Source organism: Candidatus Pelagibacter sp. PS_23 (assembly GCF_059417905.1).
Genome location: NZ_CM182071.1, coordinates 802,740 through 827,400, shown reverse-complemented (window position 1 = coordinate 827,400; position 24,661 = coordinate 802,740). Strand labels below are relative to the sequence as shown.

The following is a 24,661-nucleotide window of genomic DNA, read 5'->3' as shown; positions in this document are numbered from 1 at the left end:
TTTCTCCTTTACCTAGTTGCAGAGGCGACCGCTTTTTCAGCTTCTCTATCGTCCTCCATTATTTCATAGTCTAGTCCAGCTATTTCAACTTCACGTGGTATTCTTAATTTGCCAAATGCGCTTAGTATTCTAGCTAAAACATAACCTGGTAACATTCCAAGAACTCCGAACATTATAATTGCTCCAAGGAATTGTCCCAGTGGATTGATTGATGCATAAGTTGATCCGTCCCACATAGCTCCAACACTGTATCCAGATGAAGGATAGCCATTTAAAACAAATCCACAAATTACAAGACCAACAAACCCTGCATAACCATGCACTGCTACTGCACCAACTGCATCATCAATTTTGAACTTACGTTCAACCCAGTAATGCATTTTATATGAAATAACTACACCGATTGCACCAATAAGCATTGCTTGTATCGGGTGATACAAATCATTACCTGCAGATGCACAGATGATACCAGCCAGTCCACTTGAGTAAGTCCAGAATGGATCACCTTTAGCGACCACGTATCCAGCCAATAATCCACCTGATAGTGACATCAAGAAGTTATAGGTTATTCCACTCAGTGTGGTTGGGGTTACATATATGTTTGTTGCTGTCCAGTATGTGACACCTTCCATTCCATACTCAGGTCCAAGATCAAATATTGGTATATTACATGCCGCATAAAATCCCCAGAAACCAGTATAGATTAAAAATAATCCAACTGTAACTAGCCATGGATTTCTTGGTCCTATATTTCTTGGTTCACCACTTGATGAGAATTTTCCAATTCTAGGTCCTAGTACGATTAGAACACCTAAAGCAAATCCACCCGCAATTGCGTGAATTACTCCTGATGCATAAGCGTCATGATACCCTAAAATTTTAAGCATCCATCCATCAAAGTGCCATCCCCAAGCAGCATCAATTACCCAGAAACACGAACCAATTGCAATTGCTAAAATACCAAATGCAAAAGTTGTAATTCTTTCAATGATTGCTCCAGAAACAATTGAAGCAGCTGTCCATGAAAATAGTAAGAATGCAGCCCAGAATACTCCACTTATACGGTCACCTAAGTTGACAGCCATAAATTCAGTATTTGCCACATACCATTTCGCACTAAAAGTACTTTCATCAGTAATTAATGCTGAACTCTCATTCATTATTGAAGGTGCTATTCCCGGTCCTGTTGGGAATGCCCAGTAAATCCACCAACCAAAGAAAAACCAGGTTACCGTTACTAGTGGTATTACCATGGTATTTTTCATTAAAGTATGTTGGTGATGCTTGTATCGTGAGGCTCCAACTTCATACATACAAAACCCGACGTGAATCAGGAACATTAATACCACTGTTACCCAGTAGTAAAATTCTGTAAATATAACTGTAAGAGCGCCTAATTGATCATCCATAATCTCTCTCCTATTAGTTTTAAGAAAGACTATAAAATTTATAGAGACGTGACAAACTATACATTGCTTAAATAAGCAAGTAATAACTACAAGTTTTGAAAAATAATCAACCTTTGATTGAGGTACTAAAACTTAAGGTAAGCTTTTTTCAAATCAACAAGAGGGTGTTTTTTAGACATTTGAAACTTAACTAAAAGCTCTCTTGCGATCATATCTCTGTCTTGTTGGTTGTTTGGCAATTTGATTGATTTTGGAATTGTAACCCAGCCATTTGCATTTCTACAAAATACAGCAGGTCTATCTTCTTCATAACCCATGTGTATATCTTCTAGCCAATTAAGATCATCCCATCCCATTGCTTCAATATACTTTTTTAAGAATGGAGTGATTTTTTTATAATCAGGGAGTAAGTTAACATCATATCTATAACCAATATGTTGCCCAATCATTTTTTCTCTAGCAGTTTCTTTAGACTTTCCACCTAGATTTTCTTTTTTTACTTTTATTTTCGTTTTTTTCTTAACCATATTTACCTCTTATATTTTGTGATAGTTATCAACACCAACAGTGAAGTTGGTTCCTGTTAAAGGAACTTTTGCTAGTGCAGAAGCTTCCATTGTTAGTGCAGCTAAATCCTCTGGTTCTAATGAGTGAATATTAGTTTTACCACAAGCTCTTGCTAAAAGTTGAGCCTCTAATGTCATTGCATGCAAGTAATTATAAACTCTTAAAGCAGCATCATCAGGATTTAATCTAGCTCTTAATTTAGGATCTTGGGTTGCAACACCAACTGGACAACGACCAGTGTGGCAGTGATAACAGTCACCAGCCTTAACACCCATCTCTTTTTCAAAGTTTGCTTCTGGAATATCTTTATTGCAGTTTAAGGCTATTAAAGCACCAGTTCCAATTGCTATTGCATCAGCACCTAAGGCTAAAGCCTTCGCCATATCAGCACCATCTCTAATACCACCTGCATAAATTAAAGTTACCTGTCCAGTTTTACCCACATCATCAATAGCTCTTCTTGCTTCTCTGATTGCAGCAATTCCTGGGATACCAGTATTTGCAGCAGCTATATGTGGACCAGCTCCAGTTGAACCTTCCATACCATCTAAAAAGATTGAGTCAGGATTACATTTTGCAGCCATACGAACATCATCATAAACTTTTGATGCACCTAGTTTTAACTGAATTGGTACTTTGTTTTTTGTAAGTTGTCTTAATTCTTCAACTTTTAAAGCTAAATCATCTGGACCTAGCCAGTCGGGGTGTCTTGCTGGAGATCTTTGATCAATACCAGATGGTAAAGATCTCATTTCTGCAACTTGATCAGTAACTTTTTGACCCATTAAATGTCCACCCATTCCAACTTTTTGTCCTTGACCAATAAACACTTCTATTGCATCAGCAAGTTGAGCGTGGTGAGGGTTAAACCCGTATCTTGATTGAATACATTGATAGTACCATTTTTCAGAATATCTTCTTTCATCTGGAATCATTCCACCCTCTCCTGAACAAGTAGCACTTCCAGCCATTGTTGCTCCTCTTGCTAAAGCAGTTTTAGCTTCATAAGAAAGCGCACCAAAACTCATACCTGTAATATATACTGGTATATCTAGTTCAATCGGGTTCTCACAATTAGGACCGATAATAGTTTTTGTTTCACATTTTTCTCTATAACCTTCAATTACAAATCTAGTAAGAGTTCCTGGTAGGAATACTAAATCATCAAATGTTGGAATTTTTTTCATTAATGCCATTCCACGCATTCTGTATCTTCCAAGTTGAGCTTTGATGTGAATATCGTCTATAACTTCAGGAGTAAAAATAGCATTGTGACCTAATAGACTTTTATTTCTTTTACCATCTTCATGTGCATGAACATCAGCTTTTCCACCAACACTACCTTTAGCTTTTTTTAATTTTTTTTCATTTTTTTTTGTTTTCTTTTTAGCCATTAGATAGCTCCTTTCTTTTCATGAGGTTCTAGATTGTCATAGTTCCAAAGTTTTTTACCAGCTACAATTTTAGTCATTTTACTAACATCAAATTTTTCACCAATTTCTGCAACTTTTAATTTTCGTTTTAACCAATCTTGATCACTAGCAGTTAGATCAGCAGGCACAGCATCACTTCCAAATGATCCTATTTTTCCACCAATAAAGATTGTGCCATCATACATAGAGTCACCTAAGTTTATTCCAACATCACCAAGAATAATTATTCTTCCTCTTTGCATCATAAAACCAGTGAACGCTCCAGCATCACCACCAACAATGATAGTTCCACCCTTCATGTCAATTCCAGTTCTTGCACCAACACTTCCTTTGCAAATTAAATCACCACCTCTTATAGCGGCACCAAAGCAAGACCCTGCATTTTTCTCTATAACAACTTTTCCTGCCATTAAGTTTTCTGCACAAGACCAACCAACTCTACCATTAATTCTAACAGTAGGTCCATCACATGAACCCATACCAAAATAACCTAAACTTCCCTCAAAAATTAAATTTAATTTATTTAAAATACCAACCCCTAAACTATGTTTACCTTGAGGGTTTTTAATAACAATTGTGCCAAATCCTTGGCTCATTAAGTTATCAATTTCTTTATTAGCTTCTGGAGCTGTCATATCTTTAACATCTAGCTCTGTTCTTTTATTAAAATCTACATCGTAAGTTCCAAAATAATAAAGGTTTTCACCTTCATCAGGATTAAAAAACTTTTGTTGAGTTCTTCCTGTTAAAACTTCTGAGTGCATACCCATTGACTGGGCTTTAGTTTTTTTCTCTGTATTCTTTAAATTTGCCATACTTTTACCTCTCCATCAAATGGATCATATGTATCTATCTCTTGTGGTAGAACTGATCTGATTGCTATTTCTTCTGAGCCCATTGCCACTAAATCATCTGACTCATAAAGAACCAAAGGTTTTGCAGCCATAGTATCTTTTGCCATTCCTAAAGAATCTTTAGTTGCAACAAAATATGTAAACACTCCATCAAGACCTGTTAATGAAGCTTTCATGCCCTCTTCAAGGCTTGCTCCTTCTTTCATTTTTTGAGCAATATAAACCGCTATTAATTCTGAATCGCACTCAGACATAAATCTCATGCCTTTATTTTCAAGCATTCTTCTATTGTTCCAATAGTTAGTTAACTGACCGTTATGAACTACTGATACATCACTGAAAGGATAACCCCAAAAAGGGTGGGCTGATTTAATATCTACACCAGATTCTGTAGCCATTCTTGCATGGCCAATTGCATGAGTTCCAACTACTTTACCTAAATCATACCTATCAAGAACCATTTGAGCATTTCCTAAATCTTTAATTACCTCTAAGGATTTTCCCATAGATAAAATTTCAACACCTGGAATACTTTCAATCTTTTGTGAAAATTCTAGTAGATCTTTTACATCATAATCAAGCTCATATCTCAAAGAGTAGGGTAAAATTCTTTCCTCTTTTACTATTTTAGCACCTAGTTCAGATAAATATTGATCAACAATTTTCTTTCTTTTGTCATAAACAGAAACATCTTCCATTATGGATGAACTTCCTTCACCAACATTTTCTCCAACTTTAAAACGCATGATAAAATTTTTACCATCAGTATCTCCATACAAAGCATAACCTGTAGAATCTTCTCCTCTATGTTTTAAAGCTTGAAGCATTCCTTGTAGCTCACTTCCTACATTGGATGATTTTCCTCTATGTATTAATCCTGCTATTCCACACATATATTTCCCCTATTTTATTAAAGATTACGGTAGACAATCTAGATAAGTATCTAAGTCCCACTGAGTTGTTGCCCCTAAAAATCTTTCCCATTCATCATTTTTATACCAATGGAAAACTTTATACATTTCATCTGGCATAGCTGCTTTGATCACTTCATCTTCTGCCAGACGATCTAAAGCTTCACCTAGACTTAAAGGTAATTTTTTAACTTCTTTACCAGCTGCCTGAGCATCGTACATACTTCTAGATTCTGGTTTTCCTGGATCAATATTATTTGTTATCCCATCATCAAAACATTTCAATAATCCTGAACCCATCAAGTAAGGATTATGCATTGAGTCAACTGAACGATATTCAAATCTTCCTGGTGCAGAAACTCTTAATCCACATGTTCTGTTTTGAAATCCCCAATCAGCATAAACAGGAGCCCAAAAACCTGTATCCCATAATCTTCTATAAGAGTTTACAGTTGATGATCCAATTGCAGTTAATGCACCTAAATGTTTCATTACTCCACCAATTGCTTTTAATCCAACCTTACCTGGTAACTGAATATCTTTAGTATCAGGCATAAAGTAATTAGTTCCACCTTCAACATAAGTGAAAACTTCATCCATCGCTGGTATTGATTTGTGGGATAATTTATTAACTTTATCTTTTCCACCTTTCCACAAAGACATATTAGTATGACAACCACTTGCTGACACTCCCATAAAAGGTTTTGTCATAAAGCAAGCTATCAAATTAAACTCTCTTGCAACTTGAGCACAAATTTGTCTATAAGTTGAAAGTCTATCTGCATTTCTTAATACGTCATCATACATCCAGTTTAATTCTAATTGTCCTGGTGCATCCTCATGATCACCTTGAATCATGTCAAAGCCCATTGCTCTAGCGTATTCAAAAACTTTCATAAATACTGGTCTTAACGACTCGAATTGATCAATATGATAGCAGTAGGGTTTAGAAAAACCTTTACCTGTTGGTGAACCATCTTCATTTTTAGTTAACCACATCATTTCAGGCTCTGTTCCAACTCTTAATTGGTAGCCGTGTTTCTTTTTAAATTCTTGAGCGTGTATTCTTAAATTTCCACGGCAGTCTGAAGTTAAGTGTGCACCTGGGTTTTCTCTTTCTTCTCTATTTCTAAAGCAAGTAACAAACACTCTTGCAACTTTTTTATCCCAAGGGAGTTGGCAAAAAGTTTCAGGATCAGGAATACCAACTAGCTCTTTTGCTTCTGGACCATAACCAATATAATCTCCATGACGATCAACAAATAAGTTAGCTGTAGCACCGTAAACTAATTGAAAACCTTTTTCGCAAGTTCTTTCCCAGTGATCAGTAGGAATACCTTTACCTACAACTCTTCCAGTTACTGAAATAAATTGAAAAAAAATATATTCAACACCTAGCTCATTAATCTTAGCTCTAACTTGCTTTACTAATTTGTCTCTACCAGGTTGTCTTACGTGTCTATCTAAATCTGTCATTATCTCTCCCTCTAATGAATTTTTATTTAACGAACCGTAACTGAAAAATTTATTAGTGTCTAGGCTTGAAGTTTAACTCCAAGGGAACGGACTGTTAGAAGTTGGGTGAAGTTCACCTTTCTCGTAACGGTTGAATCTAAACGGTTTTAATAAATCACTTTCAGTTCCAAGAATTTCTTTTGCAACAAGTTCACCAACACCAATCATTTTGTAACCGTGGTTAGCATCAGCAATCATGTAAACATTTTCTAAAAATTTATCAAAAATTGGAAATGAGTCAGGGGTCATGCAACCAAGTCCACCTGAAGGGCCTTTTCTATAAAGATCAGATTTTCCTTCAAATCTTTTTTGACAATGAGCTAAAGCTGAGCACCACATATCATTAAACTCTTCTGTAGTTTGAAATTCAGGAGACTCAATTCCATAGGGGTCAACATTAACTTTATCAAAATGTTTATCAACTATGTAGGGTGACGTTCCACCTTGTACTCCCAAACCTTCGATATCAGGTTTATAATAAATTCCCCAAATTTTATCAGTAATTAATTTTTTTGTTTTATCAGAATATAAAGGAGCCGTAGAATCGACATGAATTACAGGTGGTTGACCACCATTATCCATTTTTAAAAAATCCTCATCAACACCAATTACACCTTCCTGTAGCATCCAGTATTTCCACATTTCAGTTTCATGAAATTTACCATCTTTATCTTTAATTTTTGCAGTTTTTGGTAGCTCTAGCATATTCCAAAAATCTCTCACCCAAGGACCAGCACCAACAACAACTTGATCGCACTCAATAATACCTTTGTCTGTTTCAACACCTGTAACAGCTTTACTGTTACTACCTCTTTTAAAACCTGTAACAGTTACCCCTTTAACAACCTTGACCCCATTTGATGTTGATTTTTCTTCAAGCGCTTTTATAGAATCTTTATTAAATGCATAACCACCTTTTTTTTCATGAAGAACTGAAGTTATCCCTTGAGCTTGCCAGTCACCAAACATATTTTTCATATACTTCATGCAGTCTGCTTCACCTTCTATAAATTCTGAATCATATCCTATTGCTTTTTGTTGTTTAGCTATTGAAGCAACATCTTCGTGCATAACTTCCGGTGAAATTTGCAAATAACCGACAGAGTTATATTTAAATGCTTTGGGATCACTTTCCCAAACCGATACTGAGTGAGCCATTAATTCTCTCATAGCGGGCTGAAAATAATTATTTCTAACAACACCACAAGCAATTCCACTTGCACCTGCTGCGATATCTTTTTTTTCTAGAACAACTATGTCATTTTCGTTTTTATAAGTTTCAGAAAGTTTCCATGCTGTACTTAAGCCATGAATCCCACCACCTATAATTACGACTTTTGCTTTTTTTGGTAAAGTTGACATAGCAAAACAATATTTTTTTGGATAAAAAAAAATACAATTTTTTATAGATCTATAAATTATATATATAAATTATATATTATAGATTTTTTTAAAAAGTGACTAATAACTTAACTTTTGCAGTGTATTTAAATATTCTTTAAACTCATTAATAAAAGTCTCACTAGGCACTATGTTTTTTATTCGCTGGTCAGTTGAAGTCTTTTCAAGACGAAAGAATCCTTTTTCACAAGCTTCATTAATAATCAATGCAGATTTTGGTCTAGAAGTTTTGAATAGTTTTGTCTTTAGCCCTTCAACAGATAACTTTTCATTATGTTTGTAAGCTGACATTACAAGTAGCATCATATGATAATGAGAAGGGGATTTTCTAAAAAAATAGTTGCTTGAAGTATGGGATTGCTTCATTTGGTCTTCCCAAAAACTTAAAAGATCTTTACTGTTATTAGGCATTTATTACGCTCTAACTCTTGATTTTGTTGGATCGTAGAAAGGAAAAGGTACAACTTTCGCTCCAATTCTTTTTTGATGACCATCAAGTTTACCAATTTCAACTTCAGTTCCAATCTCAGAATATTTTACATCTATTCTACAAAGCGCAATATTTTTTCCAAGTTTAGGGGATAGCATTCCACTTGTTATTACACCTACTTGACCACGACCTACATGAACACAATCTCCATGTAATGCCGGTTCATGACCTACTAATTCCAGACCAACTAATTTTTTTTGTGGATTTGCTTTTCTTTTAATTAATTCTTCTTTACCTATAAAATCATCTTCCTTAGTTTTAAGTGGAACTGTAAAACCAATTCCAGCTTCAAATGGATCTGTTTGATCGTCAAACTCATAACCATAAAAAATAAGGCCAGCTTCTATACGAACCATGTCTAAAGCTTCTAAACCTAATGGGGTAATATCAAACTCTTTACCAGCTTCCCAAACTTTATCCCAAACTTCTGCAGCATCTTTTGGATGACACCATATTTCATAACCAAGTTCACCCGTGTAACCTGTTCTTGAAATAACAATTGGCGTACCTGTTTCATGATCTATTCTTGCAATATTAAATCTGAACCATTCAAGTTCAGTGATTGATGGTTGGATTGGCGCCGTCCATACAAACTTTTCTAAAATTTTTCTACTATTTGGACCTTGAACGGCAATGTTATGAATATGATCTGTTGCAGATTTTATCCAAACTTTGTAATTTTTCTTCTTAGCTTGTTCTTTTAACCATTCACCACTGTATTCATCTCCACCGATCCATCTAAAATTATCTTGTCCTAATTTAAATAAAGTACCGTCATCTAGCATACAGCCATTTTCATAACACATAGCTGTATAAACAACTTGTCCGATAGATAGTTTTTTAACATTTCTAGTAAGTGTGTATTGCATTAAATTTTCTGCATCAGGTCCAAGAATTTCAAACTTTCTAAGAGGTGATAAGTCTGTTGCAATCGCACTTTCTCTACAAGCCGTATACTCTTTTATTGTTCCTGAATTTGTAAAATTATTAGCAAGCCAAAAACCTTTATACTCAACAAAATTTCTTGTTAGCTCAGAAGTTTTTTTATGAAACCCTGTCTCTTGTGTTAATTTAGGCTCTGAGTCTGTTTTCATTCTAAATGCTATTGCTTTTGAATATTTTTTTTCCTTTGAATAAGTCCTAACAAAAATATCAGTTGGATTCCAGCCATTTGCAGCATCTACATCACATGGGCAAGCAGAGGATATACAAGTTAAATCTTTTAAAGCCCTAAACAAAACATAATCCCCTGGTCTTGACCAAGGCTCATCAAAAGATGCAACATTATTAGCGTCAATAGCAGTATTGAAAAAAAGATTTATTGCAGACCAGCTTTTTCGAGAATTGATGTCATATTTATCCAGCCTATTATTAAAATTATCTGTACAATTTATGTGCCCCATATATCCCATGTCTTCATAGTATTTTGATGTGCAAGCAAGATTGAAAGTATCATGTCTTCCAACGGTATCTCTCACAACTTCAATCATAGCTTCATGATCGCCGTCATAAAACTTTGAAAATAATCCTGGCCCAGGGTAGGCACCACCCATAAAGGTTCGTGTTGTTTTATCATCAATAATGTTTTCAATACCGTCATTTAATTTTTGTGTATCAAAAGCTAAAAAATCAGAACACTGTCTTCCACCTGGATCAATTATTTGAATATATTCACCAGCTTTAACACTGTAGGTTTCAGCAGTTCTTCTTTTTACAAGTTGTTCTATAATTGGATCACTAAGTGGATCTGGTAAGATAAATTGTTCATCAGTTTCAATAAATTTAGCTTTATTTAAATAAATCGTTAAATCTGTTGGAGGATTTTGTTCATGAACATTCATTGCATCACCAGGTGCAGCAATCATTACAATGCATTTATCTTTTGAGGTTAGTGTTATTTTTTCACCCATCAAGCAATCATCGTTAAAAATGATAGATGCTTTAGCATTACTTAAATTTAAGTTTTTTTTCTTTAAAATTTTTGAAATTTTTTCATCGTTTGAGATAGTTTTTTTTGAAAAATCTGCGTTAGAATTTTCTTTTAAATTTAAAATAGATAAATCAGATTTACCTTTTGAATTAAAAACAATTATTTCACAAATTTGTTTTCCTTCTTCATTTATTATTTCTATTTTATCTTCTGGTAAAACTTCTATAATTGATAAACCTCCACCTCTTACAAAATATCTTTCAACTCCAGGTGGTAACGTTCTTAAACCAGGACTTCGTATATCTTTACTAGTATGTAGCATTGCCAGTGTAAATTTTGATAAATTACCTTAAGCATAATATATTCATAAGGGATTGACTATAAATTTAATAAATGAGAACATACTTTTATAACTTAATATTAAGGGAGAGAGAATAATGAAAAAAATAGTATCATTAATGTCTGCCCTAGTAATTTCAGTAGTAAGTTTCGCTGGAATTTCTAATGCAGCAGACAGTAAAAAGCCCATCGTAATTCCAACTCATAACTGGTCAAGCCAAATTGTAATGGCTCACGTTATTGGTGGAATTTTCGAAAGTATGGGAAATAACGTAAAATACGTAAATACTGATTCACAAGCTGTGTATGAGTCAATTCGTCTAGGTGATGTAAGTTTATCTCATGAAGTTTGGGAATCTGCTTTTGGTAAATCATTTACTACAGCGCTTGATAAAGGTGGTTTAGTTGATTGGGGAGATCATGAAGCTCGAACGCTTGAAGATATGGGATATCCAAACTGGGTTGCTGAAAAAGGATTATGTCCAGGTCTACCAGATTGGACTGCTTTAAAAAATCCAGCTTGTGCTAAAAACTTTACAACACCTGACTCAGGTGGAAAAGGAAGAATGTTAGAAGGACCTCAAACTTGGCATGGAGATTTGATACCTCAAAGGGTTGATGCTTTAGGCTTAGGAGATCTTTGGACAGTTAAATTTGCTGGAAGTGCAGATGCACTTTGGGCAGAATTAGTAGCTGCTGAAAAAGAAGGAAGAGGAACTATAATATTCAACTGGACACCAAACTTTACAGATGGTGCTGGTTTTACATTTATAGACTTCCCTCCATATACTGCTGGTTGTAGACCAGAAGATGGTGGTGACGGTAAATGTGGTTCGCCTGATGGTTACTTGAAAAAAGCTGTAAATGCAGACTTTCCAAAAACTCATCCAGCTGCGGCTGCAACGTTTAAAAAGATGTCATTCTCTACAAGTCACATTGGTGCAATGGCTGCTTTAGTTGACGTTGACAAAATGACTCACGAAGATGCAGCTAAAAAGTGGCTTGCAGATAATAAGTCAGTTTGGACTCCTTTTACTAAATAAGGATATAAACAAATAATTTAAGATCTCCCCCAATATTTATTGGGGGGGATTTTTTTATAGGTAATTTTTCAAGAAACATTCATATTATTAATGAAAAAAATTATACAAGTTATGAAATATTTTTTTTACATTTCCATAAGTTTATTTGTTTTTAATTTTTCTTTAGCACAAGATGTGAATATAGAGGAAAATATTAGTCTTAGCTTTGTATGTGAATTAGAAAAAAAAATAGTTAAGAATGCAGAATATAATTATCAAACTTTTTTAGCTAAGGATTTAGAGGATAAAGATTTAGATAAATTTGAAATCAATGCAAAACAACCAAAAACACTTTTAATAAATGGATTATCTTCATTTCTTTCAAAAAAAGAAAAACTAACAGTTAGAATAGTAAACAAAGACGTAGTTTTATTTAAAGCTATTGATGAAGAAAAAAACTACTCTGAATCAGGAATTATAAATAGAAAATCTGGTGAATTAATTCATGAAATTACAAGAGACATGAAAAGTGAAAACTCTGAAAAAGATATTTCTTTTTATTCATGTAAAAAAAATGAGAAAAAAGTCTGATTTTTTTTTATCTAATTTTGTGTAAAATATAATAATGAAAAAATATCTTATTTGTATTATTTTAAGTTTTTTAACCACATCTATAGCCCTAGCCCGAAGTACCGGATGTAAAGAGGGAAACTGTGAAAACGGCTTTGGAAAATGGGTGTACACAGATAAAACCACCTATGAAGGAGAGTGGGTTCAGACGCAAAAAGAGGGTAATGGAACTGAAACTTGGCCAAATGGCTATATTTATAAAGGTGAATTTAAAAATAGCGAATGGAGTGGTCAAGGTATTTTAACTTTTCCTGATGGCTCAACTTATGATGGGGAATGGACTAATGGCTTCATGAATGGTGAAGGAAAATTTACCTGGTCCGATGGAAAGGAAAAAATAGGAATTTGGAAAAATGGGAAGTTACAAGAATAATTAAAATAATAATGGAAAAAAAATATTTAGATAAATTAAGAAACTTACCTCATGCACTTAATCAATTTGTTGGTCTTATTTCAGTTACCGTTGTTGTAATTTTATTTTTTGTAACTCTAAATATCTTTTTTGGTCAAGGAGATGAATTAGTTAAAAAGATGAAAATAGAAGAAGAAAGAATTGCAAAAGAAAGAAAACTAAGTGAACTGACATCAAGTCTTCCATCAGGTATTTTAGTAACTTTTGATGGAACGAATCATTTTAAATTAACAGATGAATTGTATGAGGCAGTTTGTAATGCAACAAAACTTATTCCACAACGTGCAATTATGGGTGCAAATTTTTTAAATTTTAAGGCACATGAAATTTATACTAAGAATGGAAATCTAATTGATGAAACATTTGTTAAATGGGACAAAGACAAAAACAAATGTATTACAGGTTATACGGTAAGTGGAAATAACATTGGGATAGATGAAACAATTACTGTTACTGGTGAAGCTTTAAGTTTTTTAAGTACTGGTATTGATACAAGAGTTTATTTTATTAAAAATTTTTAAGGAGGAAAAACAATAAATAAAAATAATATACAGTGTATTTTATTTCTATTTCGTATAACTTATTAATACATTATGAGCGATCCTGTAATTAAATGTGAATCAGTTTACAAAATTTTTGGCTCTAACGCCAAGAAGATGCTTCATGAAGCAAATGGAAATGTGGATGCAAAAACATTTCAAGATAATGGGTGTATAGTTGGTGTAAATAATGCCTCTTTTGAAGTTGTAAAAGGTGAAATGTTAGTTGTGATGGGGCTATCTGGTTCAGGAAAATCAACATTACTAAGATGTATTTCTAGATTAACAGATGCAACAAGCGGAAAAATTTATATAGACGGTCAAGATTTACTTACACTAAATAATAAAGAATTAATTGAACTTAGAAGAAATAAGATGGGAATGGTTTTTCAAAGTTTTGCTTTACTGCCTCATAAAACAGTTGTTGAAAATATTGCTTTTCCACTTCAAATCAAAGGGATTAAAACTCAAGATAGCATCAATAAAGCAATGGAAATGGTTAAACTTGTAGGTCTTGATGGAAGAGAAAACTACTTTCCAAGAGAACTTTCTGGTGGACAACAACAAAGAGTAGGTATTGCTCGATCATTAGCGGTTGAGCCCGATATTTGGTTTTTAGATGAACCATTTTCTGCATTAGATCCATTAATTAGAAAAGAAATGCAGGATGAATTTTTAAGACTTCAAGAAAAGTTACAAAAAACAATTATGTTTATTACTCATGATTTTGATGAGGCATTAAGACTTGCTGACCGTATTGCAATTATGAAGGATGGAGTTATTGAGCAATTGGATACACCCGCCAACATTGTCTTAAATCCAGCAACTGAATATGTAAGAAAATTTACCGAAGAAGTACCTAGGGGAAAGGTTCTAAAAATAGCAGATCTAATGGAAAAACCAGAAACTGAAAATTTAAGTGATTTCAAAGTTTCGAAAAATGAAATAATTGAAAATGTGGCTGAAAAAATTTTAACTCAAGAAAAATCTGTAGCTGTTACAGATGAAAATAATAAAATTGTTGGAAGCGTTCACCCCTCAAAAATAATTCATACTGTTTTTTCAAGGGAGAAAAAATAAAGGCAAAATATGGAATTATTAAAAAAATATCCAAAATTTTTTCAATGGTTATTTTTGTTAATTGTATTTTTTAGCTTATGTTTTGCAATAGAAGTTCCTGAAACTTATAATTTTATAAGAGGCCAAGCCGAATTCATTAAAGACCCTAATCAAAGTACTTACACATTATTTGGTGCTGAGGTGAGATATTATGCGTTTGATGTTTTTTGGAGACTACCACCTTTACTTGGATGGTTGCCTATTTGGATAAACGATTCTTTATTTTTTTTAATGAATGAATGGATGCCAATGGAGTTTTGGAATGAAGACATTCAAGAGTTCAGAACTCAACCTCTACTTTTACAAATTACAAGAAATTTAACTTCATTTATGACGTTTCTTATAGAGTTAATAAGAGAAATTTTATTAGGAGGTGTTGAAACAATTGTTTCATTTAGTAGTTGGGATTGGATAGATGCAAATCCATGGGCAGAACTGCCAGGATTACCTTGGACAATCGTTACAGCAGGTGCGGTAATACTTGGATATAAATTAAGCGGTAAAGGCTTAGCTTTATTTGCAGGTTTAGTCATGATTTATATTTCTGTTTTTGGTCAATGGAAACCTTCGATGCAAACTCTTTCTTTTATATTAGTAGCAGCACCACTTTCTTTTCTTTTTGGTTTAACTTTTGGAGTTATGGCATTTAAAAGCAAACGTGTAGAAAAATTCTTATATCCAATACTTTTGGTTATGCAAACTATGCCTCAATACGCAGTATTAGTTCCTGCAATTGTTCTTTTTGGCATTGGTGATCATGCTGCAGTTATTATAACTATGGTTGTAGCGGTTCCACCAATGATATTATTAACCTTGTTAGGTCTAAGAGGAATACCCTCTGAGGTTATTGAGGCTGGTAGAATGAGTGGGTGTAATAATTGGCAACTGATGACTAAAGTATTAATTCCTACTGCTAGAAGAGACATTTTAATTGGAGTTAACCAGGTCATAATGGTGTGTTTTTCTATGGCAGTTATTTCAGCTTTTATAGGAGCAAAAGGTTTAGGGTTTAATTTATTATTAGCATTAAACCAGCTAAATATTGGATTAGCATTAGAGGCTGGTTTATGTATTAGTTTGATTGCAATACTTTTGGATAAGATGTCCTTAGCTTGGGCAAATAAGCAAATAGATTATTTTGGTAACTTGACTTATTTTCAGCGTAATAAAAATATATTATTTTTTGCAGCTGCTGTAATTCTAGGAATTATTTTTTCATATCTGGGGTCATTTTATTTTAAAGATGGGTCTAATTATTTATTTGAAGTTCCTCACAATAAAGGAATATCAACAGCAGATTTTTGGAATAAAGGTGTGGATTGGATTTGGGATACTTTCTTTCATACTTTAAAGATTTTTAATACTTGGTTGATAGTAGATGTGTTGCAACCCATGAGAGCTTTATATTTAAGAATGCCAGCAGTTGCTACTTTAGTTTTAGTCATTGGAGCGGGTTATATAATTGGAGGAATTCGTTCAGCTCTTGTAGTGGGCGGATTAACTTTATTTATCGCATTGAGTCCTTGGTGGGATAGAGCTTTAGTTACATTGTACATGGCAACTTTTGGAGTTTTTATATCCACTATAATTGGATTTACAGTTGGAATTATATCATTTCAAAACAAGCATACTGCAAATTTTATGCTGGGCGTTTGTGATATCTTTCAAACCTTCCCTTCGTTTGTATACTTGATTCCTGTGATGATGCTTTTTGGAGTTACAGATACTTCAGTATTAATTGCTGTAATAGTTTATGCAACTATACCTGCAACAAGGTATACTATTGAAGGTTTAAGAAGTGTTCCAGAAGCTTTACATGACGCTGCCACAATGTCAGGTGTAACTAAAGTACAAAGGTTATTAAAAATTGAATTCCCTTTAGCTTTTCCTCATATGATGCTTGGTTTAAATCAAACAATTGTATTTGCTTTGTTCATGGTAATTATCGGGGCTTTTATTGGAACAGAAGATTTAGGACAGTACATTCTAAAAGCTCTATCTGATAAAAAGGGTGCAGGTATAGGATTGACATTGGGACTTTGTGTTGCTTTTATTGGCCTAATATTTGACCATTTAATCAGAACGTGGGTTGGAAAAAGAAAAAAACACCTTGGTATAGGATAGCTAACATTTTCTTAAACTAGTTAATAAATTTTTTATTTATTTAAAAATGTTTTTAAAGAGTCGTCCATAGCTTCTTCCCATGGTGTATGGTGAATTGGTCCAACAGAGCCTGTCACTGGTGAAGCAAATGATTTATTTCTATAAGTCATTATATTTTCCACTTTATGATGTTCCCATTCTTTAAAAGTTTTTCTAATTAATTCAAAATCAATTTTAGGATAATCAGATAAATCATGAAGTTCTTTGGTGTACTCAGTTTGAAAATCTATCATTTGTTCAGGATTTTCTAATTTTTCTTCCATTGATACCCATTTATTAATATCTTTTTCAATTTCAGATTCATTTGGAACTTTAATTTTCCCCATTATAACATCCCTTGCAAACCAAGCCTGACAATCAAACATATTAAAAGTATGAAATTGATCTTGCATACCTAAATACATTAATTTGTGATTATTTTGCCAAACCACACCTTTGTATAGCATTGGTGGATACAATCTATTGCCAGTTTTTAATTTAAGATCTTCAGATATAAAAGGGAAATGATGAAGATATCCAGTACATAAAATTACAGCATCTGCTTCTTGCACGTGGCCATCTTTAAATATTGCCTTATTTCCCTCAAGTCTATCTAAGTGAAAAACTTCTTTCATGCCTTTGGGCCATTTAAATCCCATCGGATTGTGTCTATAACCAATAGTAACACTTTTTGCCCCATACTTATGACACTGAAGAGCAACATCTTCAGCAGAATAACTACTTCCTAAAACAACAACATTCTTGCCTCGAAATTCTTCTGCATCTCTAAAATCATGAGAATGCATTATTCTTCCAGGAAATGATTTCATTCCAGGATATTCTGGGATGAATGGAACCGAAAAATGACCAGTAGATACAATTACGTAATCAAAAATATCTTTCGAAATTTTGTCATTTTTTTTATCTCGATAAGTAACCTCAAAGTTACTGTTTACATAAGAAATATTAGTAACAGAGGTGTTAAATTTTATTTTAGATTTTATATTTCCCTTTTTAACTCTACCTAAAATATAATCATATAAAACTGCTCTAGGTGGAAAAGAAGGAATTGGTTTTCCAAAGTGTTCATCAAATGAGTAGTCAGCAAATTCTAAACATTCTTTAGGGCCGTTTGACCAAAGATATCGATACATACTATTAGGTACAGGGTCACCGTATTGATCAGATCCAGTTCTCCAACTGTAGTTCCATAATCCTCCCCAATCTTCTTGCTTATCAAAACAAACTATTTCAGGTATTTTTTCACCATTTTTTTCTGCTTGTTCAAAGGATCTTAAAGCGGACAAACCACAAGGGCCAGCGCCAATAATAGCTACTTTTGTCATAATATCATCTCTCTCTATAAATTTATAACTGTACTTTACCAACAAAATGCTAAAAGTTAATATAAAAAAATACTAAATTATGAAAAAAATTATTATTATTGGTGCTGGAGCAATGGGATCAGCTTTTGCTGTACCATGTCTTGAAAACCAAAATGAGGTAACACTCGTTGGTACGCATTTAGAAGATGATTTAATAAATAATATTAAATCTAATAACAATCTTCATCCAGCTTTAAATATTGAATTACCATCAAAACTGAAGGTAGAAAAATTTGAAAAATTACAATCAATACTTGAAGAGGGAGTAGACATCATGGTTGCTGGAGTTAGCTCGGTAGGAATTGAATGGTTTGTTAAGCAAATTACAAAGAGCTACAAAAAAAATCTTCCCATTATTTTATTAACCAAAGGCCTGGCTATTGAGGGTAATGAATTAATAACGCTTTCAGATAAAATTAAAAAACTTCTCAAAGATCAAGGTCATACACAAGTAAATGTTTCAGCGATTAAAGGACCCTGTTTGGCAACTGGTCTTGCATATAAAATGAGGACAGGCACAGTTATTGCAAACCCTGATATTAAAGAAACTGAAAAATTAAAAAAAATTATATCAACAGATTACTATTCAACAGAAGTATCAGATGACTTAACTGGCATTGAATTATCAGGTGCAATTAAAAATATTTACTCTATGTTAATTGGAGCCTCAGAAGGGTTAAGTAATTCAAAAGCACCTAAAGAAATTCAATCTAAATATTATTTAAATACATCAGCCTCATTAATTCATAGATCAATATCTGAAATGGTTGAGTTTGTTTCTTTCTATGGAGGAAGACCTGAAACTGTTTATGGCCTAGCTGGTTTAGGTGATTTATATGTTAGTGCAATAGGAGGAAGAAATAGCTTGATGGGAAAATATTTAGGTGAAGGATACCTTTATAAAGAAGCTAAAGAAAAATTTATGAAAAATATTACAGTTGAAGGTGCACAACTTGCATTGGAAATTGGTCCTAAAATTTTACAAGATCTTAATTCTAAACATTTTCCATTAATGTTTAGTATGTTAAATACTATATGTGATAATAAGAAATTAGAAATTCAATGGTAAAAAATATATTAATATTTGTTTTTATAATACTTGGAATGGTGGTTATTTTAAATTTTAGCGACCATAATCTTAAAAGAGCAGTAGATGCCTGTTTAGCTGGAAGCCAAAAACTATCTAAATCTAAAATTACTGACCTTGCGGAAGCTAAAAAATTTTGTGAAGAAGAAATTAAAAAAAATAAAAATTAGAAAAAGACTTGCTCATGAATTCAAACTGGAATTATCCAACAACTATGTGGGTTGGCAAAGGTAGAGTTAAAGACCTTAGTATTGCTTGTAAAACTTTAAATATTAATAAACCATTACTGGTAACCGATAGTGGTCTAGCCAAATCAAAGATTGTAATTAACGTTTTAAATAATCTAAAAGAAAATGGTATTACAGCTGAATTATATTCAAACGTTGTTGGTAATCCAACTGGCACCAATGTAAATGAGGGTGCTGATTATTATAATAAAAATAATTGTGATGGAGTAATAGCTTTTGGAGGAGGTAGTGGCTTAGATGTTGGTAAAGCAATAGCATTTATGTCGGGTCAAAATCTACCTATTTGGGATTTTGAAGATGTTGGTGATAACTGGACTAAAGCAAACTCAGATAAAATTGCACCAATTATTGCTGTACCTACTACTGCGGGCACTGGTTCTGAAACTGGCAGAGCATCAGTAATATTAAATGAAGAAACAGGCGTGAAAAATATTATTTTTCATCCAAAATTTTTACCATCAATAGTTATTTTAGATCCAATTTTAACAGTTGGATTACCAGCAAAAATGACTGCAGCAACTGGAATGGATGCACTAGCACATAATTTAGAAGCCTATTGTGCACCAGGCTATCATCCGATGGCAGATGGAATTGCTTTAGAAGGAATGAGATTAATTGATAAGTGGCTATTAGAAGCTGTTAGCAATGGATCTAATATTGAAGCAAGAATGAATATGTTAACAGCAGCTAGTATGGGCTCAACTGCATTTCAAAAAGGACTAGGAGCAATTCATTCTCTAAGTCACCCTGTCAATGCATTAAATAATATTCATCACGGTTTATCTAATGCAATATTTATGCCTTACGTGTTAACTTTTAACAAAGATGTAATTGAAAAGAAAATAATTAAAATTTGTGACTATTTAGAACTTAAAGACAAATCTTTTGATGGTTTTGTTAACTGGGTTTTAGATTTAAGAAAAAAACTTGATATGCCTCATAAATTATCAGAAGTGATTGATGAAAAAGATTTTGATATTGATAGATTATCAAAAATGGCTTTAGCAGACCCATCTACTGGAGGAAATCCAAAAAAATTAACTGAGGATGATATGAGGATAATGTACCAGAACAGTATGACGGGTGAATTGTTTAAATGAGTGATTTAAATATTTTAATTGTTGAAGGAAATATTAGAGAAGATAGTGAGTTTTTTATTAAAGCAGCTGGAGCTTCTGCAGCAGATAATTTAAAAAATTTAATCTTAAAAATAGAACCATCTGCAATTACTGAAATTATAAATCCTGGTAATGATGATGAGACTACGAATGCTCTAAAAGACATGAGTAAATATAATGGTATTGTCTTTACGGGTGGTGCAATGCGAATAAATGATATGACGGATGTGATTAAGAAACATATTAATTTTGCATCAAATTGTTTTACTCAAAAAAAGAAGATTTTAGCTATTTGTTGGGGATTACAAGTTTGTTCTACAGCAGCTGGAGGCAAGGTAAACCCTGGTAAAAATGGTGCTCACATTGGAATTGCATCAGATGTAATTATTAATAATGAAGGTGAGAAGCATTTTATTTACAAAGATAAGAAAAAAATTTTTACATCACCCGCATTTAATTTTGATGAAGTAAGTGAATTACCGGAAAATGCTATTCTTCTATCAAGTGATAAAGTTAACAATGTAATGGGTGTTAGTTTTAGAGCGGGAAACTCTGAAATTATTGGCTTACAGTATCATCCTGATTATGAGTACTTTCAGATGCTTAAACTTATTGAAGGTCGTAAAGAACGACTATTTGTAAATAAAAATTTTTTAAATGAAGAAGAGTATGAAAGTCATATCTCATACATAAAATCTCAAAACGAACTATTAGATTTTAATGACAGAACATGTGAAGTTAGAAACTGGCTTAATTATCTGCGTAACTAGTTTCTAAAATAGACCTTCAATTTCACCATCTTTATTTAGCTTAATTGAATCTGCTGCTGGAACTCTTGGTAACCCAGGCATCGTCATAACAGCTCCACATATAACAACAATAAACTCTGCTCCAGAAGAAAGTTTAATCTCCCTAATTGGTAAAGAGTGTCCTGTTGGTGCACCTTTTAAGCTTGGATCTGTTGAGAAGCTGTATTGGGTTTTTGCAATACAAATTGGAAAGTCACCATATCCAGCATCTTCAAAGCTTTTTAATTGATCTCTAATTTTAGTATCTGCAATAACCTCATCTGCTCTATAAATTTCTTTTGCAATTGTTTCTATTTTTTTAAAAAGAGGAGTTTTACTTTCATATAAGAATTTAAATTTATCCTCATTTTTCTCACATAATTCAGCAACATGACTTGCAAGTTCTTTTGTACCTTCGCCACCATTTGCCCAATGAGTACAAAGACTTGCTTTAACTCCAATAGTGTCACAAAATTCTATCAAAGCTTTTACTTCATTCTCTGTATCTTTAATAAAATGATTAACAGCTACTGCAACTGGTAAACCAAATTTTTTTACATTTTCTACATGTCTTTGAAGGTTAACTAGACCTTTTTTTAAGGCTTCTACATTTTCTGTTTTAAGATCATCTTTTGCTACACCACCATGCATTTTTAATGCTCTAATAGTTGCAACAATTACAACACAACTAGGTTTTAAATCTGATTTTCTACATTTAATATCAAGGAATTTTTCTGCACCAAGGTCTGCACCAAATCCTGCTTCTGTCACAACATAGTCAGCAAGTTTTAGTCCAGTCTTTGTTGCAATTACAGAATTACAGCCATGAGCAATGTTAGCAAAAGGGCCACCATGAATAATTGCAGGATTATTTTCTAAAGTTTGAGTAACGTTAGGTCGAATTGCATCTTTTAATAATACTGTCATTGGACCTTGTGCTTTTAAATCTTTAGCATAAACAGGTTTTTTATCTCTAGTATAAGCAATTGTAATATTTCCTATTCTCTTTTCTAAATCTTCTAAATCATTTGATAAGCAAAAGATTGCCATGATTTCAGATGCAACAGTAATATCAAAACCATCTTCTCTTGGAAAACCATTTGCAACTCCACCTAAGTTTATATTTATAGATCTTAAAGAACGATCGTTCATATCGATTACTCTTTTCCAGACAATTCTTCTAACATCTATATCAAGTTTATTTCCCCAATAGATATGATTATCAATTAAGGCTGACAACAAATTATGAGCTGATGTTATTGCATGAAAATCTCCAGTAAAATGTAAATTAATTTGTTCCATTGGAACTACCTGAGCATAACCACCACCTGCTGCTCCACCTTTCATTCCAAAAGAGGGACCAAGGCTTGGTTCTCTTAAACAAACAATGGATTTTTTTCCAATTTTGTTTAATCCATCATTTAAACCAACTGAAGTTGTGGTTTTTCCTTCTCCAGCTGGTGTAGGAGTGATTGCCGTCACTAATACAAGTTTTCCATTTGGTTTATCTTTTAAAGTGTCTAAATATTCTAAATTAATCTTTGCAATGTGTCTTCCCATTGGACTAAAAGCTGAGCTTTCATCGGGCACATTTATCTTGGCTAAAATATCATTTATAGGTTGCATTTTAGCTTCTCTAGCTATTTGAATGTCTGACTTAACTTCGCTCATTTTAAACTCCTATAAAATTAATTTTTAATGCCCAATTGATATCTTATTTTAAATTTTTGGAAACTTCTAAAAAATATATATAAAAAAAATAAGAACTATTTATATTCCTTTGTATAAAATTATTTTATGCAAAAATATTCTATATTTAATTTGATCAAAAATGCCTTCTCTGGTCATCAAAATTGGGATTTGGCTTGGAAAGATCCAACTCCTAAAAAAGAATATGATGTGGTTATAATTGGTGGAGGTGGTCACGGCCTAGCAACTGCTTATTATTTAGCTAAAGAACACAATATCACAAACGTTGCTATCATTGAAAAAGGTTGGATCGGGGGTGGAAATGTTGGAAGAAATACCACAATCATTAGATCGAACTACATGCATGACGATAATGCATTGTTCAGTGAGTTTGGAATGGATTTGTGGAGAAAGATGAGTCAGGATTTAAATTACAATGTAATGTTTTCTCCAAGAGGAATTATTAACCTTGCTCACTCAGATGCCCAGATGAATGTTTTCGCAAGGAGAGGAAACTCAATGCGATTAAATGGTATCGATGCAGTTTTATTAAATAGAGAAGAGGTAAAAGAAATTATTCCAATGGCTGACTTTTCAGACAATGTAAGGTTTCCTATATTTGGTGGACTGATGCAACCAAGCGCTGGAACAGCAAGGCATGATGCTGTTGCTTGGGGTTATGCACGTCAAGCGGATTCAATGGGTGTAGATATTATTCAAAATTGTGAAGTAACAGGTTTTGATGTTGTAGGTGGAAAAATTCAAGGAGTTAGAACTTCACGAGGAGATATTAAAGTTAAAAAAATTGGACTGTGTGTTGCAGGTAGTACAAATGTTTTAGCAGAGAAATTAAATATGACAGTACCAATTGAAACACATCTTCTACAAGCTTGTGTTTCAGAACCAGTTAAACCTGTTTTAGATAAAGTTGTAACTTTTGGTGCAGGACACTTTTATATTAGTCAGTCGGATAAAGGTGAGATGGTAATGGGAGGAGATTTGGATGGCTATAATAGCTATGCGCAAAGAGGAAACCTTCCAACCCTTCAACATGTTTTAACTGAAGGAATTGCGATGATGCCTTTTCTTAGCAAACTAAAAATGCTTAGAACTTGGGGTGGGATAATGGATATGTCTATGGACGGCTCGCCTATAATAGATAAAACTCATATTGAAGGATTATATTTAAATTGTGGATGGTGTTATGGTGGATTTAAAGCAACACCAGCATCAGGATGGACATTTGCACATACAATTGCACAAGATAGAGTTCACAAATTAAATGCTGGATATAGTTTAAATAGATTTCACACAGGTCACTTATTAGATGAAAAAGGACTTGGAACTAAAACGTGGATTTCATAAATGCTTCATATTAAATGTCCTCACTGTGGGATGAGATCTCAAAATGAATTTTCATACGGTGGTGATGCAACCGTTAAAAGACCAGAACTTAATAAAGAAGTTTCAGATCAAGATTGGGATAATTTTGTCTATAATAGAAAAAGTTTAAGAGGAAAACACAAAGAGCTATGGCAACATATATCAGGATGCAGACAGTGGATTAAAGTAGAAAGAGACACTGCAACTCACGAAATATTTAAAACCGTTAAAGCTAGCGAAGATATTTAAT

General features: G+C 33.2%; 23 protein-coding genes. 12 read left to right on the top strand and 11 right to left on the bottom strand.

Annotated features, from left to right (window positions below):
* Positions 1 to 8 precede the first annotated feature (8 nt).
* The 9 genes from AC5SLY_RS04485 to AC5SLY_RS04445 all read right to left on the bottom strand — a co-directional run bounded on the left by AC5SLY_RS04485 (position 9) and on the right by AC5SLY_RS04445 (position 10,832).
* Positions 9 to 1,409, bottom strand: a complete 1,401-nt coding sequence (locus AC5SLY_RS04485) for an ammonium transporter (RefSeq protein WP_011282297.1) — start codon at positions 1,407 to 1,409, stop codon at positions 9 to 11.
* A 125-nt stretch (positions 1,410 to 1,534) separates the two neighbouring features.
* Positions 1,535 to 1,936, bottom strand: coding sequence for a hypothetical protein (locus AC5SLY_RS04480; protein ID WP_006997978.1), 402 nt, complete (start codon positions 1,934 to 1,936; stop codon positions 1,535 to 1,537).
* Positions 1,937 to 1,945: 9 nt separating this feature from the next.
* The gene (locus tag AC5SLY_RS04475; protein ID WP_006997979.1) at positions 1,946 to 3,370 is read right to left on the bottom strand and encodes an FMN-binding glutamate synthase family protein; all 1,425 of its coding nucleotides are present in this window, start codon (positions 3,368 to 3,370) and stop codon (positions 1,946 to 1,948) included.
* Complete coding sequence (locus AC5SLY_RS04470; RefSeq protein WP_011282296.1) at positions 3,370 to 4,224, bottom strand: GltB/FmdC/FwdC-like GXGXG domain-containing protein; 855 nt, start codon at positions 4,222 to 4,224, stop codon at positions 3,370 to 3,372. Before AC5SLY_RS04470 ends, AC5SLY_RS04475 begins: the two co-directional genes overlap by 1 nt.
* Positions 4,212 to 5,156: a class II glutamine amidotransferase gene (locus AC5SLY_RS04465; RefSeq protein ID WP_011282295.1), complete on the bottom strand. Its 945-nt coding sequence runs from the start codon at positions 5,154 to 5,156 to the stop codon at positions 4,212 to 4,214. The genes AC5SLY_RS04470 and AC5SLY_RS04465 overlap by 13 nt, the downstream gene beginning before the upstream one ends.
* Positions 5,157 to 5,180: 24 nt before the next feature.
* On the bottom strand, positions 5,181 to 6,650 hold the full coding sequence (locus tag AC5SLY_RS04460; protein WP_027307086.1) for a glutamine synthetase family protein: 1,470 nt from the start codon (positions 6,648 to 6,650) through the stop codon (positions 5,181 to 5,183).
* A 72-nt stretch (positions 6,651 to 6,722) separates the two neighbouring features.
* A complete protein-coding gene (locus AC5SLY_RS04455; protein ID WP_011282293.1) occupies positions 6,723 to 8,051 on the bottom strand; it encodes an NAD(P)/FAD-dependent oxidoreductase in 1,329 nt (442 codons plus the stop codon).
* A gap of 99 nt (positions 8,052 to 8,150) precedes the next feature.
* On the bottom strand, positions 8,151 to 8,501 hold the full coding sequence (locus AC5SLY_RS04450; RefSeq protein WP_011282292.1) for a hypothetical protein: 351 nt from the start codon (positions 8,499 to 8,501) through the stop codon (positions 8,151 to 8,153).
* A gap of 3 nt (positions 8,502 to 8,504) precedes the next feature.
* On the bottom strand, positions 8,505 to 10,832 hold the full coding sequence (locus AC5SLY_RS04445; protein WP_494598614.1) for a trimethylamine N-oxide demethylase: 2,328 nt from the start codon (positions 10,830 to 10,832) through the stop codon (positions 8,505 to 8,507).
* A 115-nt stretch (positions 10,833 to 10,947) separates the two neighbouring features.
* Between AC5SLY_RS04445 and tmoX the strand changes: the two genes are divergently transcribed.
* From tmoX to tmoV, 6 genes are all read left to right on the top strand, one after another.
* The gene (gene tmoX, locus AC5SLY_RS04440) at positions 10,948 to 11,892 is read left to right on the top strand and encodes a trimethylamine N-oxide ABC transporter substrate-binding protein TmoX (protein ID WP_006997986.1); all 945 of its coding nucleotides are present in this window, start codon (positions 10,948 to 10,950) and stop codon (positions 11,890 to 11,892) included.
* A gap of 90 nt (positions 11,893 to 11,982) precedes the next feature.
* Positions 11,983 to 12,462, top strand: a complete 480-nt coding sequence (locus AC5SLY_RS04435) for a hypothetical protein (RefSeq protein WP_006997987.1) — start codon at positions 11,983 to 11,985, stop codon at positions 12,460 to 12,462.
* 34 nt (positions 12,463 to 12,496) lie between these two features.
* Positions 12,497 to 12,874, top strand: coding sequence for an MORN repeat-containing protein (locus AC5SLY_RS04430; protein ID WP_006997988.1), 378 nt, complete (start codon positions 12,497 to 12,499; stop codon positions 12,872 to 12,874).
* A gap of 11 nt (positions 12,875 to 12,885) precedes the next feature.
* Positions 12,886 to 13,434 carry a hypothetical protein gene (locus tag AC5SLY_RS04425; protein ID WP_011282290.1) on the top strand — a complete coding sequence of 183 codons (549 nt, stop codon included), beginning with the start codon at positions 12,886 to 12,888 and terminating at the stop codon, positions 13,432 to 13,434.
* A 72-nt stretch (positions 13,435 to 13,506) separates the two neighbouring features.
* On the top strand, positions 13,507 to 14,532 hold the full coding sequence (gene tmoW, locus AC5SLY_RS04420; protein ID WP_006997990.1) for a trimethylamine N-oxide ABC transporter ATP-binding protein TmoW: 1,026 nt from the start codon (positions 13,507 to 13,509) through the stop codon (positions 14,530 to 14,532).
* A 9-nt stretch (positions 14,533 to 14,541) separates the two neighbouring features.
* A complete protein-coding gene (tmoV, locus tag AC5SLY_RS04415; RefSeq protein WP_027307083.1) occupies positions 14,542 to 16,695 on the top strand; it encodes a trimethylamine N-oxide ABC transporter permease protein TmoV in 2,154 nt (717 codons plus the stop codon).
* A 32-nt stretch (positions 16,696 to 16,727) separates the two neighbouring features.
* On the opposite strand, the gene AC5SLY_RS04410 is transcribed toward tmoV, so the two are convergent.
* Entirely contained in the window at positions 16,728 to 18,059 is a 1,332-nt protein-coding gene (locus AC5SLY_RS04410) for a trimethylamine monooxygenase (protein ID WP_027307082.1), read from the bottom strand.
* Between the two features lie 79 nt (positions 18,060 to 18,138).
* Between AC5SLY_RS04410 and AC5SLY_RS04405 the strand changes: the two genes are divergently transcribed.
* Genes AC5SLY_RS04405 through AC5SLY_RS04390 form a run of 4 tightly spaced genes read left to right on the top strand, consistent with a single transcriptional unit; the run spans position 18,139 to position 21,321 of the window.
* Positions 18,139 to 19,167 (top strand): glycerol-3-phosphate dehydrogenase, encoded by a 1,029-nt coding sequence (locus tag AC5SLY_RS04405; RefSeq protein WP_494598613.1) that lies wholly within the window; start codon positions 18,139 to 18,141, stop codon positions 19,165 to 19,167.
* Entirely contained in the window at positions 19,161 to 19,355 is a 195-nt protein-coding gene (locus AC5SLY_RS04400) for a hypothetical protein (RefSeq protein ID WP_011282287.1), read from the top strand. The genes AC5SLY_RS04405 and AC5SLY_RS04400 overlap by 7 nt, the downstream gene beginning before the upstream one ends.
* A 14-nt stretch (positions 19,356 to 19,369) precedes the next feature.
* Positions 19,370 to 20,533 (top strand): iron-containing alcohol dehydrogenase, encoded by a 1,164-nt coding sequence (locus AC5SLY_RS04395; protein ID WP_494598612.1) that lies wholly within the window; start codon positions 19,370 to 19,372, stop codon positions 20,531 to 20,533.
* Complete coding sequence (locus AC5SLY_RS04390) at positions 20,530 to 21,321, top strand: type 1 glutamine amidotransferase (protein ID WP_011282280.1); 792 nt, start codon at positions 20,530 to 20,532, stop codon at positions 21,319 to 21,321. Before AC5SLY_RS04395 ends, AC5SLY_RS04390 begins: the two co-directional genes overlap by 4 nt.
* 3 nt (positions 21,322 to 21,324) lie before the next feature.
* Here AC5SLY_RS04390 and AC5SLY_RS04385 read toward each other — a convergent pair whose 3' ends face one another.
* Positions 21,325 to 23,010: a formate--tetrahydrofolate ligase gene (locus AC5SLY_RS04385; protein ID WP_027307074.1), complete on the bottom strand. Its 1,686-nt coding sequence runs from the start codon at positions 23,008 to 23,010 to the stop codon at positions 21,325 to 21,327.
* A gap of 126 nt (positions 23,011 to 23,136) precedes the next feature.
* Between AC5SLY_RS04385 and AC5SLY_RS04380 the strand changes: the two genes are divergently transcribed.
* Both AC5SLY_RS04380 and AC5SLY_RS04375 read left to right on the top strand, forming a co-directional pair.
* Entirely contained in the window at positions 23,137 to 24,393 is a 1,257-nt protein-coding gene (locus AC5SLY_RS04380; protein WP_027307073.1) for a sarcosine oxidase subunit beta family protein, read from the top strand.
* On the top strand, positions 24,394 to 24,660 hold the full coding sequence (locus tag AC5SLY_RS04375; RefSeq protein ID WP_006997999.1) for a sarcosine oxidase subunit delta: 267 nt from the start codon (positions 24,394 to 24,396) through the stop codon (positions 24,658 to 24,660).
* The last annotated feature ends 1 nt before the right edge of the window (position 24,661 follow it).

Coding starts and splice junctions, on each gene's coding strand:
- AC5SLY_RS04485 (WP_011282297.1), bottom strand. CDS start 1,409: ATGGATGATCAATTAGGCGCTCTTACAGTTATATTTACAGAATTTTAC.
- AC5SLY_RS04480 (WP_006997978.1), bottom strand. CDS start 1,936: ATGGTTAAGAAAAAAACGAAAATAAAAGTAAAAAAAGAAAATCTAGGT.
- AC5SLY_RS04475 (WP_006997979.1), bottom strand. CDS start 3,370: ATGGCTAAAAAGAAAACAAAAAAAAATGAAAAAAAATTAAAAAAAGCT.
- AC5SLY_RS04470 (WP_011282296.1), bottom strand. CDS start 4,224: ATGGCAAATTTAAAGAATACAGAGAAAAAAACTAAAGCCCAGTCAATG.
- AC5SLY_RS04465 (WP_011282295.1), bottom strand. CDS start 5,156: ATGTGTGGAATAGCAGGATTAATACATAGAGGAAAATCATCCAATGTA.
- AC5SLY_RS04460 (WP_027307086.1), bottom strand. CDS start 6,650: ATGACAGATTTAGATAGACACGTAAGACAACCTGGTAGAGACAAATTA.
- AC5SLY_RS04455 (WP_011282293.1), bottom strand. CDS start 8,051: ATGTCAACTTTACCAAAAAAAGCAAAAGTCGTAATTATAGGTGGTGGG.
- AC5SLY_RS04450 (WP_011282292.1), bottom strand. CDS start 8,501: ATGCCTAATAACAGTAAAGATCTTTTAAGTTTTTGGGAAGACCAAATG.
- AC5SLY_RS04445 (WP_494598614.1), bottom strand. CDS start 10,832: ATGCTACATACTAGTAAAGATATACGAAGTCCTGGTTTAAGAACGTTA.
- tmoX (WP_006997986.1), top strand. CDS start 10,948: ATGAAAAAAATAGTATCATTAATGTCTGCCCTAGTAATTTCAGTAGTA.
- AC5SLY_RS04435 (WP_006997987.1), top strand. CDS start 11,983: ATGAAAAAAATTATACAAGTTATGAAATATTTTTTTTACATTTCCATA.
- AC5SLY_RS04430 (WP_006997988.1), top strand. CDS start 12,497: ATGAAAAAATATCTTATTTGTATTATTTTAAGTTTTTTAACCACATCT.
- AC5SLY_RS04425 (WP_011282290.1), top strand. CDS start 12,886: ATGGAAAAAAAATATTTAGATAAATTAAGAAACTTACCTCATGCACTT.
- tmoW (WP_006997990.1), top strand. CDS start 13,507: ATGAGCGATCCTGTAATTAAATGTGAATCAGTTTACAAAATTTTTGGC.
- tmoV (WP_027307083.1), top strand. CDS start 14,542: ATGGAATTATTAAAAAAATATCCAAAATTTTTTCAATGGTTATTTTTG.
- AC5SLY_RS04410 (WP_027307082.1), bottom strand. CDS start 18,059: ATGACAAAAGTAGCTATTATTGGCGCTGGCCCTTGTGGTTTGTCCGCT.
- AC5SLY_RS04405 (WP_494598613.1), top strand. CDS start 18,139: ATGAAAAAAATTATTATTATTGGTGCTGGAGCAATGGGATCAGCTTTT.
- AC5SLY_RS04400 (WP_011282287.1), top strand. CDS start 19,161: ATGGTAAAAAATATATTAATATTTGTTTTTATAATACTTGGAATGGTG.
- AC5SLY_RS04395 (WP_494598612.1), top strand. CDS start 19,370: ATGAATTCAAACTGGAATTATCCAACAACTATGTGGGTTGGCAAAGGT.
- AC5SLY_RS04390 (WP_011282280.1), top strand. CDS start 20,530: ATGAGTGATTTAAATATTTTAATTGTTGAAGGAAATATTAGAGAAGAT.
- AC5SLY_RS04385 (WP_027307074.1), bottom strand. CDS start 23,010: ATGAGCGAAGTTAAGTCAGACATTCAAATAGCTAGAGAAGCTAAAATG.
- AC5SLY_RS04380 (WP_027307073.1), top strand. CDS start 23,137: ATGCAAAAATATTCTATATTTAATTTGATCAAAAATGCCTTCTCTGGT.
- AC5SLY_RS04375 (WP_006997999.1), top strand. CDS start 24,394: ATGCTTCATATTAAATGTCCTCACTGTGGGATGAGATCTCAAAATGAA.